This window comes from Hymenobacter sp. BRD67 (genome assembly GCF_013256425.1).
In the GTDB taxonomy this organism is placed as follows: Bacteria; Bacteroidota; Bacteroidia; order Cytophagales; family Hymenobacteraceae; genus Hymenobacter.
This window is the reverse complement of record NZ_CP053904.1, coordinates 1356083-1368639: the sequence shown is the minus strand read 5'-3', so window position 1 is coordinate 1368639 and position 12557 is coordinate 1356083. Positions and strand designations below refer to the sequence as shown.

The 12557-nt window shown below is 58.8% G+C and carries 15 protein-coding genes and 1 pseudogene; 13 read left to right on the top strand and 3 right to left on the bottom strand.

The genetic code is table 11. The features are described 5' to 3' along the window. Positions 1–166: 166 nt before the first annotated feature. A complete protein-coding gene (locus GKZ67_RS06340) occupies positions 167–1645 on the bottom strand; it encodes a TlpA family protein disulfide reductase (protein ID WP_173241611.1) in 1479 nt (492 codons plus the stop codon). A gap of 149 nt (positions 1646–1794) precedes the next feature. Here GKZ67_RS06340 and panB point away from each other — a divergent pair, with 149 nt between their 5' ends. The 13 genes and pseudogenes from panB to GKZ67_RS06285 all read left to right on the top strand — a co-directional run bounded on the left by panB (position 1795) and on the right by GKZ67_RS06285 (position 11322). Continuing rightward, on the top strand, positions 1795–2610 hold the full coding sequence (panB, locus tag GKZ67_RS06335) for a 3-methyl-2-oxobutanoate hydroxymethyltransferase (RefSeq protein ID WP_173241610.1): 816 nt from the start codon (positions 1795–1797) through the stop codon (positions 2608–2610). Positions 2611–2813: 203 nt separating this feature from the next. Beyond that, the gene (locus GKZ67_RS06330; protein ID WP_173241609.1) at positions 2814–3524 is read left to right on the top strand and encodes an RluA family pseudouridine synthase; all 711 of its coding nucleotides are present in this window, start codon (positions 2814–2816) and stop codon (positions 3522–3524) included. Positions 3525–3724: 200 nt separating this feature from the next. Further along, on the top strand, positions 3725–4498 hold the full coding sequence (locus tag GKZ67_RS06325) for an acyl-CoA desaturase (protein WP_173241608.1): 774 nt from the start codon (positions 3725–3727) through the stop codon (positions 4496–4498). 142 nt (positions 4499–4640) lie between these two features. Beyond that, complete coding sequence (locus GKZ67_RS06320; protein ID WP_173241607.1) at positions 4641–5207, top strand: 30S ribosomal protein S16; 567 nt, start codon at positions 4641–4643, stop codon at positions 5205–5207. A gap of 99 nt (positions 5208–5306) precedes the next feature. Further along, positions 5307–5873 (top strand): ribosome maturation factor RimM, encoded by a 567-nt coding sequence (gene rimM / locus GKZ67_RS06315; RefSeq protein WP_173241606.1) that lies wholly within the window; start codon positions 5307–5309, stop codon positions 5871–5873. A 92-nt stretch (positions 5874–5965) separates the two neighbouring features. Then, a pseudogene (gene trmD, locus GKZ67_RS06310) lies at positions 5966–6642 on the top strand (tRNA (guanosine(37)-N1)-methyltransferase TrmD). 147 nt (positions 6643–6789) lie between these two features. After that, a complete protein-coding gene (rplS, locus tag GKZ67_RS06305) occupies positions 6790–7167 on the top strand; it encodes a 50S ribosomal protein L19 (protein WP_151088317.1) in 378 nt (125 codons plus the stop codon). Between the two features lie 218 nt (positions 7168–7385). After that, positions 7386–8186: a rhamnogalacturonan acetylesterase gene (locus GKZ67_RS06300; RefSeq protein ID WP_173241605.1), complete on the top strand. Its 801-nt coding sequence runs from the start codon at positions 7386–7388 to the stop codon at positions 8184–8186. Positions 8187–8274: 88 nt separating this feature from the next. Next, positions 8275–8922: a rhamnogalacturonan acetylesterase gene (locus GKZ67_RS06295; protein WP_254245091.1), complete on the top strand. Its 648-nt coding sequence runs from the start codon at positions 8275–8277 to the stop codon at positions 8920–8922. Continuing rightward, entirely contained in the window at positions 8904–9038 is a 135-nt protein-coding gene (locus tag GKZ67_RS24105) for a hypothetical protein (RefSeq protein WP_262889636.1), read from the top strand. The genes GKZ67_RS06295 and GKZ67_RS24105 overlap by 19 nt, the downstream gene beginning before the upstream one ends. Further along, complete coding sequence (locus tag GKZ67_RS06290) at positions 9035–9988, top strand: pectinesterase family protein (protein WP_173241604.1); 954 nt, start codon at positions 9035–9037, stop codon at positions 9986–9988. The genes GKZ67_RS24105 and GKZ67_RS06290 overlap by 4 nt, the downstream gene beginning before the upstream one ends. 75 nt (positions 9989–10063) lie before the next feature. Further along, on the top strand, positions 10064–10489 hold the full coding sequence (locus GKZ67_RS23105) for an aminotransferase class I/II-fold pyridoxal phosphate-dependent enzyme (RefSeq protein ID WP_254245090.1): 426 nt from the start codon (positions 10064–10066) through the stop codon (positions 10487–10489). Positions 10490–10491: 2 nt separating this feature from the next. Next, positions 10492–11322 (top strand): pyridoxal phosphate-dependent aminotransferase, encoded by an 831-nt coding sequence (locus GKZ67_RS06285; protein WP_254245089.1) that lies wholly within the window; start codon positions 10492–10494, stop codon positions 11320–11322. 103 nt (positions 11323–11425) lie between these two features. On the opposite strand, the gene GKZ67_RS23100 is transcribed toward GKZ67_RS06285, so the two are convergent. Then, the gene (locus tag GKZ67_RS23100) at positions 11426–11731 is read right to left on the bottom strand and encodes a hypothetical protein (RefSeq protein WP_254245088.1); all 306 of its coding nucleotides are present in this window, start codon (positions 11729–11731) and stop codon (positions 11426–11428) included. Positions 11732–11769: 38 nt separating this feature from the next. Further along, positions 11770–12495: an SDR family oxidoreductase gene (locus GKZ67_RS06280; RefSeq protein WP_254245087.1), complete on the bottom strand. Its 726-nt coding sequence runs from the start codon at positions 12493–12495 to the stop codon at positions 11770–11772. Positions 12496–12557: the final 62 nt, after the last annotated feature.

Below are 12557 nucleotides of genomic sequence, written 5' to 3'. Positions count from 1 at the left end.
CCTGGCCAGGCTCGCAAGTCAGATGCGCGCTTAATCTTTTAGTGGATACCTTAGAATGGATACAGCCAAAAACCGTGGAGCATCAACGCGAGGTGATACTCCACTCAATTAGGTCAGTACCAGAATTTTCCCTAATCTAAGCTTAGCCCGGTTTACCAGGAGGAGATTACAATTGATTAAGTGCCACCGCCCGGTAGGCTGCGGCCCGGCCCACGGCGGCCTTCAGGTCGTCTTGCAGCGCGCGGCTGCTCAGGTGGTGCGGGTGCAGGTCGAGCAGGGTGCCATCTTCGGCAATGAGCACGGCGTCGGGCAGTCGCTCGATACTATAGGCCTGGCGGAGCGCCTGGTTGCGGCCGGGCAGCACGTAAGCTTGCGTTCCGGCCAGCGCCGGGCTGGCGCAGGCCACTGTTTGCTGCCAGCTGGTGGGCGAGTCGTCGAGCGCGGCCATTAGCACCACAATGGGCTGGCCGGCCAGGGCAGCCGTTAGCTCTTTCAGATAAGGCAGCTCACGCTGACCGGCCGGGTAGCGGCTATCCCAGAACATGAGGTACACCAGCTTACCCCGAAAGTCACTCAGGGAGAGCTCTTTGCCATCTACGGTACGCATAACCACGGGCGGGGCTGCGCTCCCGATAGCAAACGACTGGTGGTCGGCCAGGTCGGAACGCAGCTGCGCCACCCAGCCGGCTGGGGCCTGGGCCGTAGTCGCATAGGTCGTAAGCATGGCCTGGGCGTGGGCAACGTGGCCCTGCCGAATGGTTTCGAGCACGATGCGGCCTAGCACAACCGGGCGCGCGGCGGCGTGCAAAAGGTTATCACCCAAGCGGTAGCAAGTCGGAAAGTAGTCGGGGCTACTGGGCTGGTGCCCCGTGGCCCGCGCCTGGTAATGCACGTAGTCGAGCAAAAAATCCTGATAGTGCGCGTTGGTTACGGCCTGCTCATTGCCCGGCAGCAGGCCAGGCTCCTGCAAAAAAGTATAGTAACCGGGCGACAAATCGAGGCGCGGCTGGTCGGCTACGGTTTGCTCGCGCAGGTCGGCATACGTGAGGCGGTCCTCGGCGTAGGTATAGGTAATATCTGCTTCGGCATAGGCCTCAAAAGCGGGCGTAAACCGGCCGCGCCGGCTAGCTTGCTTCAACAAGTCCTGCTCATGGCTGCGCCGGTAATCCAGAAAAGAGAGGAACCCTTTTTCAGCCAGCTTTATATTCTCCGGCAACACCTGGTAATCGTCGTTGTTGAGAAAGCGCCGGCTCAGCTCCTGCAAGTAGTTGTTGGCCGCTGCGGCCGGGCGGTGCGCTGCGCCGTCGGCCGAGTCAAACTTACCGGTAGCGGCCAGGTCTTCAGCATTGCCGTGCAGCTCCAAGGCATCACCCGGCTCCAGAAAAACCGGTATTTCCTCGTCGCCGTAGCTAAGCTGGGCCAGCGTGGGGAGGGCCACCGGCACTGAAAGGCTAAAATCGCCATTGGGCTCGAGGTGCACCGCCCGCTGCTGCTCGTGGGTAGCCAGGGGCTGGCTCCACCAGGTCAGCAGCAGCTTTTCGGAGCCCGTATTGGTGAGGTGGCCGTGCAGCTCGGCGGTAGTTTGGGCAGCTACCGGGGCAGCCAGCAAGGTCAGGCCTGTCAGCCAGAGTGTTAGTGCTTTCATTAAGAAGAATGAGTAAGAGAAGCAACTACGGAGCGACGCCACTCGCTACCGCTTCCGACTACGTCATTCGGAGCGTAGACGTTCCCTTCGCCCGCGTATTTCCAAAATTGTCGCCAGCTTTGCAGCCGCAATTCACCCTTATCGGCCCCATGTCGCAGCACAAAGAAGTTAAGCTCGTTACCACCCATCAGATGCTTGCTATGAAGCAGCGGGGCGAAAAAATCTCCATGCTTACGGCCTATGACTACTCAATGGCCCAGATTCTGGACGGGGCGGGCGTAGATGTGCTGCTCGTCGGCGACTCGGCCTCCAACGTGATGGCGGGCCACGAAACCACTCTGCCTATCACCCTAGACCAGATGATATACCACGCCCAGAGCGTGGTACGGGCCGTAAAACGTGCTTTTGTGGTGGTCGATATGCCTTTTGGCTCGTATCAGGGCAACTCGTCGGAGGCACTGCGCTCGGCCATCCGCATTATGAAGGAAAGCGGTGGCCACGGCATAAAGCTCGAAGGCGGGGCCGAGATTAAAGATAGCATTATTAGAATATTAACGGCTGGTATTCCCGTTATGGGCCACCTCGGCCTCACGCCCCAGAGCATCTATAAATTCGGCACCTACAACGTGCGCGCCAAAGAAGATGCCGAAGCCCAGAAGCTGATTGAGGACGCCCACCTGCTCCAGGAAATCGGCTGCTTCGGCCTGGTACTCGAAAAAATACCCGCCGCGTTGGCCAAGCGCGTGGCCGAAGAGCTGACCATCCCGGTTATCGGCATCGGAGCCGGCCCCGATGTTGATGGCCAGGTGCTGGTAGTACACGATGTATTGGGCATCACCAAAGAATTCAAGCCCCGCTTCCTGCGGCGCTACGCCGAGCTGCACGATATCATGACGGAGGCCGTGCAGCACTACGTAGCTGACGTGAAGAGCCGCGAGTTTCCGAGCAAAGAGGAAGGGTATTAATGGCGAACCCAAAGTTTGGCTAAGATTCCCTGTCACGGGGAGCCAGCCAAACCATCCGTCGCTTATCCTTACCTTCGCTGGTAGCAAGCCAATCGTTTGGGTTATTGAATCCACAAGCCCGCGCCACCGCGGGTAGGCCGCTGGTTATCCTTTAGCGAACCGAATTACCTTTTCCGCAGCCCGCGCTGCGGCTTCTTTGCTGCGTGAATCGTCCGAACCTGTGGGCCGAAGGCCGGGAAATTATTTTTGAAGACAATCACCTGCTGGTGATTAATAAGCCGGCCGGCATTCTGGTGCAGGGCGACGAAACCGGCGACGAGCCGCTCTCCAACAAAGCAGCTGAGTACTTGAAATTCAAGTACAAAAAGCCTGGCGCGGCCTTCATCGGCGTGGCTCACCGCATCGACCGGCCGGTGTCGGGCATTGTGGTGCTGGCCAAAACGAGCAAAGCCCTGAGCCGCCTGAACGAGATGTTTCGCGACAGCCAGATGAAAAAAACCTACTGGGCGCTCACCGGCAAGCCCCCGGTGCCCGAGCAGGGCACCCTTATTCACTGGCTGGTGAAAGACCCCATGCGCAATGTCACCAAAGCCTACCCGGAGCGCCACGGCCAGGGCCAGCGCTCCGAGCTGAGCTACCAGCTGCTGGGCCCGGCCGCCAACCGCTACCTGCTGCAGGTGAACCCCATAACCGGCCGCCCGCACCAGATTCGGGTGCAGTTGGCCACCGGCCTGGGTACGCCCATCGTGGGCGACGTAAAATATGGTTTTCTGAATCCTTTGCCCGATGTGAGCATTGCGCTGCATGCCCGGCAGCTCGAAATTCAGCACCCGGTTACGAAAGAGGCAATGAAATTTGTGGCTCCCCTGCCCGACGCCCCGCACTGGGATGCGGCCCGGGCTTTTTACAGATAAGCCGGTAGCATACCGGCAAAAACAGCTGGCCCGCGTAATGGTCACCTGTCAACTTCAGGACCGTGTAACATTAGGGCATTGTGACGCATTTGGGCAATTTCGGTTAACCAACGGCCGTAATTTTGCCTTATTGATGAACTATGCCCACTGGAATAGATTGTGCGGGCGGCGTTAAGCTCACTCCATAAGTATTATACCGAATGGTTATTCTGGTTTTCTTCGTTGCCCACTACTACCTGTCGCTGTTTACCCAGACGTTTTACCTGCATCGCTACGCGGCGCATAAAATGTTCACGATGAACAAGTTCTGGGAGCGGTTTTTTTACCTATTCACTTATATCTGCCAGGGTAGCTCGTTTTTGTCGCCGCGTGCCTACGCGCTGCTGCACCGCATGCACCACGCCTACTCCGATACTGAGCTGGACCCGCACTCACCGCACTTCTCAAACAATGCGTTTGACATGATGTGGAAGACCAAGAATATTTACAACGACGTCGTAAACCACAAAAATGAGCTGGCTGAGCGCTTTGAAGGCGACATTCCGCAGTGGAAAGCGCTGGAGGCCTTTGGCGGCACGGCCATTTCGCGCCTCGGCTGGGGCACGGCTTACGTGCTGTTTTACATCAACTTTGCTACGGCCTGGTGGCAATACCTGCTGCTGCCGATTCACTTTCTGATGGGTCCGATTCACGGTGCCATCGTGAACTGGGGCGGCCACAAGTACGGCTACCAGAACTTCGATAACCATGATAAATCGAAGAATACGCTGGCGCTGGACTTTCTGGCCTTTGGTGAGCTGTTTCAGAACAACCACCACAAGCTGCCCATGCGCGTCAACTTCGGCGTGAAGTGGTGGGAGTTTGACCCCACCTACGTGGCTATCTGGACGCTTGATAAGGCCCGTATTATCAAGATTAAGCGCCGCAACGTGCAGCCCAAGCAGCGCGTCAAAAAGCTGGCGCAGGCTGCGTAAATTTCGCTAAACAAACAAGTAAAAGGCTGAAGTATCCCTTCGGCCTTTTTTATTGCGCTGACTCTCCGTACCTTTGCGGCCCCAAACAGGGAAATTATCCCTCACCCAGACGCACGAGCTGCGTCGCACAACCCCAAGGTTTATGGCAGTTAAAATCCGCCTCGCCCGCCGTGGCCGCAAAAAGGCCGCGACTTACGACATTGTAGTAGCTGATGCCCGCGCACCGCGCGATGGCCGCTTCGTTGAGAAGCTTGGTACCTACAACCCCAATACCAACCCCGCTACTATCGTTTACGACGCTGACCGGGCCTTTTACTGGGTGATGAACGGGGCCCAGCCCACCGAAACGGTACGGGCTATGCTGGCCTACCGCGGCGTACTGCTGCGTCGTCACCTTCAGCTTGGCGTTACTAAAGGCGCGCTGACCCAGGAAGTTGCCGACCAGCGCTACCAGGACTGGCTGAGCGAGAAAGACGCGAAAATCGAAGCCAAGAAAACCGGCCTCACCGACACCAAGGCCGAAGCCCGCAAGCAGCAGCTTGCCGCCGAAACTAAAGTGAAAGAGGCTCGGGCTACTGCGCTGGCCGCCAAGCAGGCTGCTGCGCTGGCTGCCGCTACCCCGCCGCTCCGGCTGAGGCAGCCGCAACCGAAGGCACCACGGAAACCGCCGAAACTTCGGCTGAAGCCGCTGCTTAAGCTGGCAGTGTAAGCTGTTAAAAAAGAACGTCATGTTGCGTAAGCGCAGCATGACGTTCTTTTTTAACAGCTTATTAATCAGCCATTTCACTAACTTTACTTATTGCTACGCATGACGCTCGACGAATGCTTTGAACTCGGCTTCATCGTGAAGCCCCACGGCCTCAAAGGCCAGCTGGTGACGCAGCTTGATGTAGACGACGCCGCTACGTACGACAAGCTGAAGACCGTGTACCTGGCCCTGCCCGCCGCGCCGGCCCGTCTAACGGCCTACCAGGTAGAGCGGGTAAATCCGCAGGGGGGCCTGCGTGTGCTGCTCAAGCTGCGCGGCATCGAGCGCATAGAGGAAGCCGAACCCTTGCGTGGTGGCAAGCTCTGGCTGCCGCTGAGCGAGCTGCCTAAGCTGGAAGGGGCGCAGTTTTATTTCCACGACGTTATTGGCTTTCAGGTAATTGATGCCACCGAAGGGCCACTGGGCATAGTGGAGAACTTCTACGAGCTGCCCCAGCAGGATGTATTAGCCATGCGCTATAAAGGCCAGGAAGTGCTGCTGCCGGTAGTGGATGAGCTGGTAAGCCACGCCGACATGGCAGCCAAGCAGCTGTTTGTGAACATGCCCGAAGGCTTGCTGGATATTTACATGAACCCCGGCGCGCATAAAAACCCCAACGAGGAGTAAGGCCGACTGTGCGCCGGCCAAGTAAGCCTTTAGCCTTTAGGGAAAACGGCCACAAAATCTGTGAAATTCGTTAAAATTCGTGCTACTCAGTGATTCGGTTCGATATTCTTACCTGCCAGCCGGCCCTGCTCGAAAGTCCGTTTGCGCATTCCATCGTGAAGCGGGCGCAGGACAAGGGACTAGCCGACATTCGGGTGCACGACCTGCGCGACTACGCCATCAACAAGCACGGCCAGCTCGACGACTACGTGTTTGGCGGCGGCGCGGGCATGGTGCTGCGCGTAGAGCCCATTGCCGCCTGGCTTGACGAGCTGCAAGCCCAGCGGCCCTACGATGCCATCATCTACCTCACGCCCGACGGCGAGACGCTGCGGCAGCCCCTGGCCAACCGCTTATCGCTGCTGGGCAATGTTATCCTGCTCTGCGGCCATTACAAAGGCGTTGACCAACGCATTCGCGACCACTACGTTACCCACGAAATCAGCCTCGGCGATTTCGTGATGAGCGGCGGCGAGCTGGGGGCAGCCGTGCTCGTCGATGCCGTGGTAAGGCTGCTGCCGGGCGTGCTGGGCAACGAAGAATCGGCCCTTTCCGACTCGTTTCAGGACGACCTGCTGGCCCGCCCGTGTACACCCGCCCGGCCGAGTGGCGCGGGCTGGCTGTGCCGGAAATCCTGCTTTCGGGCAACACGCCCAAGATTGAGGAGTGGCGGCACGAGCAGGCGCTGGCCCGCACCCAGGCGCGGCGGCCCGATTTGCTGAAAGAGTAGCTTGCCAAGAGCATGACGCTCTTTTAAGCTGATTACTACGGCTCACACTTGCATTTCTGCGCTTAATTTTCTATCTTTGCGCTCCGTTTCGCAAAATACCAATCCAGTAGGCAGCGGCGCTGTCTCTTCGTAATTCTTTTTTTCGCCATGAGCGTACTACTCGACTTCATCAATGCCGAAGGCCAGGAGCGCCGCGCCAGCTTTCCCAAGTTTGCTGCCGGTGACACCATTATCGTGCACGTAAAAATCCGCGAGGGCAACAAGGAGCGCATTCAGCAGTTCCAGGGCGTGGTTCTGCAGCGTCGTAACCCCAGCAGCAACGGCGAAACCTTCACCGTTCGCAAGATTTCCAACCAGATTGGTACCGAGCGTATCTTCCCGCTGCTGTCGCCCAACATCGACAAAATCGAAGTAATCCGTCGCGGCAAAGTACGTCGCGCTCGGCTGTTCTACCTGCGTGGCCTGTCGGGCAAAGCTGCTCGTATCAAAGAGCGTCGTCGCGACGTCGAGAAGGTAGCTGCCTAAGCTACGCTTTCCTCGCAAGCTATATAGCCGGTCTTCCTTCTGGAAGGCCGGCTTTTTTTGTGTTGTCTGGCCCGGCTCGCCCGGCAACGTTATCGGCAACGATTGCGCAGAAAAGTGTAGTGAGACCACGGCTTACCGAGTAGGTTTACGGGTGGCTAGCCGCAATTGAGCCTTCGCTGAAGCAGCGGCGCCGCTATTCTCTCGCTCCTATTCTGCACATGAATTCCCGTTTTTTATCCGTAGCGGCAGCCCTGGGCCTGCTCTCGCTGCTATGTTTGACGCTGCTTTCATTTATACCGGCCGCCCCCGCCAAAACAAGAGTGTATCTGATTGGCGACTCCACTATGGCCATCAAGCAGGTAAAGGCCTATCCCGAAACCGGTTGGGGAATGCCCTTCACGGTCTTTTTCGACGAAAGCGTAACCGTGGACAACCGGGCGCAGAATGGGCGCAGCACAAAAACGTTTTTGGCCGAGAACCGCTGGCAGCCCGTGGCCAGCGAGTTGCGTGAGGGCGACTACGTGTTCATCCAGTTTGGCCACAACGACGAGGTGCCGACCAAAGCCAGCTACACGCCGGAAGCTGATTTTACCGCCAACCTGAAGCGCTTTGTAGCCGAAACCCGCAGCCGCAAGGCGCAGCCGGTGCTGCTGACGCCGGTGGCCCGCCGCAAATTTGACGCAGCCGGCAAAGTTGAGGAAACCCACGCCGCCTACGCCGAGTTGGTGCGGGGCGTAGCCCGCGAAACGAATACGCCGCTTATCGACCTCGATGCGCGGAGCCAGGTGCTGCTGCAACAGTTCGGACCCGAAAATTCGAAGCTGCTATTCAATTACCTAGCGCCCGGTGAGCACCCCAACTACCCCGACGGCCGCGAAGACAATACGCACTTCAGCGAGCTGGGCGCTCGCCGCATGGCCGAGCTGGTGCTGGCCGATATCCGGGCCCTCAAGCTGGGCCTGGCCGAGCGCATCGTGCAGGGCACCGTGAAGCAAGCCGTCGACCCGCAAGCCCGTTAATTTATATATTTATAATATATGAAATTTAATATATTAAGCTCGTTTTTTAACAAGGCGGCTCCGCTGGCTTTATTCGGCTTGCTGGCGTTTGTGGCGGCCCCCGGCCCCTCATAAGACCAAGCTCTACCTGATTGGCGACTCCACGATGGCCAATAAAATCAGGGCTACGTTTCCGGAAACGGGCTGGGGAATGCCCTTCGGTACTTTTTTCGACAGCACGGTAGTCGTGGACAACCGCGCCCAAAATGGCCGCAGCACGCGCACCTTCCTGGCCGAAAACCGCTGGCAGCCGGTAGTGGAGGCATTACAACCCGGTGATTACGTGTTCATTCAGTTCGGACACAACGACGAGTCGCAGGACAAGCCCGACCGCTACACCACACCTGAAGACTACCGCCGCAACCTGGCGAAGTTTGTGACTGAGGCCCGCAGCAAAAAAGCCAACCCGATTCTGCTCACGCCGGTTTCGCGGCGGTATTTCGACAAGCAAGGGCACATCAAGGAAACGCACGTCGTGTACTCGGCCGCTACCATGGCAGTGGCCAAAGAGCTTAACGTGACGCTGGTAGACATGGACAAGCTGAGCCGGGACATGCTGCAGAAGTTAGGCGATGAGAACTCCAAGCTGCTGTTTATGCAGCTCGCCCCGGCGACCATCCCAACTACCCCCTGGGCCGCAACGATAACACCCACTTCAACGAGCTGGGAGCCCGCAAGATGGCCCAGCTGGTGGTAGCCGACCTGAAAGCCCAGCATGTGCCGCTGGCCGAAGAGCACCTGGCCCGACCCTTACCCAAAAATGCCGTTGCCACCCCAGCAGCGCCAACTCTCAGCCCACGACTCCCTAAATGAAAACGTTTTTTTTGCTGGCTGGCTTTGGCCTGAGTACAATTGCTGTCCGGGCCCAGTCTACGGGCCCACTTGTAGTGGCGGCCGATGGCAGCGGGCAGTTTCGCACCGTGCAGGCAGCCATAGATGCCGCTCCCAGCCAGTCGGCGGCGCCGGTTGTCATCCAGCTCAAAAAAGGCACTTACCACGAAAAGGTAGCTGTGCCGAGCCTGAAAACGCACCTCGTGCTGCGGGGCGACGACGCGGCTGGTACCATTATCACGTATGACGACCACGTGGGCATCAAGGACCTGACCACGCCGGCCTCGTACTCAGTATTGGTGCAGGCCAACGACTTTACGGCCGAAAACGTGACGTTTGAGAACACGGCCGGCTACAAGGCCGGGCAAGCCGTGGCCCTGAACGTGGAAGGCGACCGGGCCATTTTTCGGCACTGCCGCCTGGTGGGCAACCAGGATGTGCTGCTGCTGGCTACCGGCGGCAGCCGGCAATACTACCGCGACTGCTACATTGAGGGAACAACCGATTTTATTTTCGGGGCCAGCACCGGCGTGTTCGACCACTGCGTGATAAAGAGCAAGAAAAACTCGTTTGTGACGGCCGCTTCTACCCCGGCTGAGCAGCCGTACGGACTGGTATTCCTGAATTGCAAGCTAGTAGCCGACACCGCATTGGCTAAAAAAGTATACCTGGGCCGGCCCTGGCGGCCCAATGCCAAAGTAGTCTATATCAACTGCGAGCTGGGCAGCCACATTGTACCCGCCGGCTGGGACAACTGGAAAAATGCAGAGAACGAGAAAACTGCCTATTTTGCTGAGTATCACTCCACCGGCCCGGGGGCCCGGCCCGGCGCCCGTGTGCCGTGGTCGCACCAGCTCACAGCCAAGGAGGCCAAAGAATATAGCCTGAAGAATATTTTCAGCGGTATGGAGCCCTGGGTGGTGAAGAAGTAAGAATCTCCTTAGCTATCCTGCAACAGATGGTACCTTTGGATGGTCATTGCTTCTCTTCCCAATCCCTCCTACCCTATGCGTATTTCCCGGCTGGCCGACCAGCTAAGCGGCTCCGAAATTATTCGAATTGGCAATGCCGTGAGCGAACAGATTCGCCAGGGCGCAGCCATCTGCAACCTAACCATTGGCGATTTTGACCCCGCGCTGTTTCCGATTCCGGCCGGACTGCGTGAGGGCATAATGGCCGCTTATCAGGCGGGCCAGACCAACTACCCGCCGGCCGCCGGCACCGCCGACCTGCGCCAGGCCGCCGCCGATTTTCTGAAAACCCGCCTGGGCCTGAGCTATTCGCCGGCCGATGAGCTGCTGGTGGCCGGTGGCTCGCGCCCGCTCATCTACGCGGCTTATCTGGCCCTGGTAGACCCCGGTGACCGCGTAGTATTTCCGGTGCCATCGTGGAATAACAACCATTACTGCCACCTGTCGGGGCCGTGCAGGTAGCTGTGCCCACGCAGCCGGAGCACGATTTTATGCCCACGGCCGCCGAGCTGGCTCCGCAGCTGAAGGGCGCCACGCTGCTGGCTTTGTGCTCGCCGCTCAACCCCACGGGCACGGTGTTTACCAAGGAGGTTCTGGAGGAGATATGCGACCTGGTACTGGCTGAGAACCAGCGCCGCGGTCCGGATGAGAAGCCGCTCTATATTTTATACGACCAGATTTACTGGCTCCTGACCTTCGGGCAGACCCAGCATTTCGACCCGGTAAGCCTGCGCCCGGCCCTGCGCGACTACGTGGTATACATCGACGGCATTTCGAAGTGCTTTGCGGCTACCGGCGTGCGCGTAGGCTACTCATTCGGCCCCAAGCTGATTATTGAAAAGATGAAATCGCTGCTGGGCCACATCGGGGCCTGGGCGCCGAAGGCTGAGCAGGTAGCCACGGCGGCTTTCCTGCCCGAGACGGCGGCCGTCGACAGCTACCTGGCCGAGCTGAAAGGCGGCTTGCAAGCCAGCCTGGAGGCCGGCTATCATGGCCTGAAGGCCCTGCGTGCGCAAGGCTACCCGGTAGATGCCATTGCCCCGGCTGGCGCTATCTACCTCACCGCCAAGGTGGACGCACTGGGCCGCACCACGGCCACTGGCGAGGTACTGGCTACTACCAAAGAGATAACCTCCTACCTGCTCACCGAGGCCCAGCTAGCCGTAGTGCCATTCAGCGCCTTCGGTGCCGATGCCTCAGAGCCCTGGTTCCGGCTGTCGGTAGGGGCCGAGTCGCAGGATTCTATCCAGGCCGCACTGCCACGCTTGCAGGCCGCGTTGGATAAGCTTAAATAAGCCTCCCGGGCAGCGGAAATAAAAAAGCAGTTTCGGCAGGTGAAAGAACAAGTTGTTCTTTCACCTGCCGAAACTGCTTTTTGTAGGCAAAAAGTTGCGTTACCTATTCATCCGTAGCGGGTACTAGGGGCGTTTTAACGCCCGATTCGAACGGCATGCCCGCATCCTTGAGCTTGCCTTTACTACCGAGCACCAGGGCAATGGTAGCGGCCAGGCTGCTGGCCGCCACTACCCCGGCAACTACCGGATGCAGCGTGGCCCGGGTGTAGAGGCTGGTTTTCATTACGTGGCCGGGGTGATTGCCACGGACGCTGGCATGCGGGCCGTTGGGGCGGTGCAGCGAGCCGACCGGGTCCTGCGCCCGGGTTCCTGCCTGCTTTTGCTGGGCCACGCCGGTTTTGGCGTTCATCCAGTCGAGGGCACCCGGCGCAAACTTATTGATGGTGCTCAGCAGCTTGCCACCGCCCCCACGTAGATGTCGCGCACCGGGTGCGTAGCGGCGTGCAGAATCGCATTGGCTACTTCCTCCGGCGCATAAACCGGCGCGGGCAGCTTGGGCTTTTCCGACATGTAGTTGCGGGCGTGTTCCGGAAAGGGCGTATTGATGGCCGATGGCTTGATGAGCGTGACCGAGATGGGCGCTTTCTCATCGGCCATTTCGATGCGCAGAGCATCGGTAAACCCTTTCACGGCGTGCTTGCTGGAAGCGTACATTCCCTGGATAGGCACCGACACGTCGGACACCTCGCTGCCCAGGTTGATGAGCGCTCCGCCGTGCTTTTTGAGGAATTTAATAGCTTCGAGCGAGCCATTAACAATACCCCAGAAATTAGTATCATACAGGCGCTTAAAGTCTTCTAGGCTGCCTTGCTCCAGGCGGCCCCACATGCCCACGCCGGCATTGTTGACCCACGTATCGAAGCCCCCGAAATGAGCGCGGGCGGCTTCGGCTATGCGGCGCACGGAGGCCGGGTCGGCCACGTCGGCGGCCACGGTGGCTACGTGGCCGCCCAGCGACTGCGCCACCAGGTCGAGGTCGGTTTGGGAGCGGGCGGCGAGCACAAGGCGAGCCCCGGCCTTGGCAGCGGCACGGGCGGTAGCGAGGCCAATACCACTGGTGGCCCCGGTAATCACAATGACCTGTTGGTCGAGTGGCTTGAGTTTGATGGACATGCTGGAAAAGGAAGAGTAGAATTAAGACGGCTAGCCCCGCAAGGCGCAGGTACTGTACGAGC

Excerpts from the sequence above, each read along its gene's own strand:
- GKZ67_RS06325 (WP_173241608.1), top strand. The coding sequence starts at position 3,725 with ATGGTTATTCTGGTTTTCTTCGTTGCCCACTACTACCTGTCGCTGTTT.
- GKZ67_RS06280 (WP_254245087.1), bottom strand. The coding sequence starts at position 12,495 with ATGTCCATCAAACTCAAGCCACTCGACCAACAGGTCATTGTGATTACC.
- GKZ67_RS06290 (WP_173241604.1), top strand. The coding sequence starts at position 9,035 with ATGAAAACGTTTTTTTTGCTGGCTGGCTTTGGCCTGAGTACAATTGCT.
- rplS (WP_151088317.1), top strand. The coding sequence starts at position 6,790 with ATGAGCGTACTACTCGACTTCATCAATGCCGAAGGCCAGGAGCGCCGC.
- GKZ67_RS23100 (WP_254245088.1), bottom strand. The coding sequence starts at position 11,731 with ATGAACGCCAAAACCGGCGTGGCCCAGCAAAAGCAGGCAGGAACCCGG.
- GKZ67_RS24105 (WP_262889636.1), top strand. The coding sequence starts at position 8,904 with ATGGCCCAGCTGGTGGTAGCCGACCTGAAAGCCCAGCATGTGCCGCTG.
- GKZ67_RS06340 (WP_173241611.1), bottom strand. The coding sequence starts at position 1,645 with ATGAAAGCACTAACACTCTGGCTGACAGGCCTGACCTTGCTGGCTGCC.
- GKZ67_RS23105 (WP_254245090.1), top strand. The coding sequence starts at position 10,064 with ATGCGTATTTCCCGGCTGGCCGACCAGCTAAGCGGCTCCGAAATTATT.
- GKZ67_RS06320 (WP_173241607.1), top strand. The coding sequence starts at position 4,641 with ATGGCAGTTAAAATCCGCCTCGCCCGCCGTGGCCGCAAAAAGGCCGCG.
- panB (WP_173241610.1), top strand. The coding sequence starts at position 1,795 with ATGTCGCAGCACAAAGAAGTTAAGCTCGTTACCACCCATCAGATGCTT.
- GKZ67_RS06300 (WP_173241605.1), top strand. The coding sequence starts at position 7,386 with ATGAATTCCCGTTTTTTATCCGTAGCGGCAGCCCTGGGCCTGCTCTCG.
- rimM (WP_173241606.1), top strand. The coding sequence starts at position 5,307 with ATGACGCTCGACGAATGCTTTGAACTCGGCTTCATCGTGAAGCCCCAC.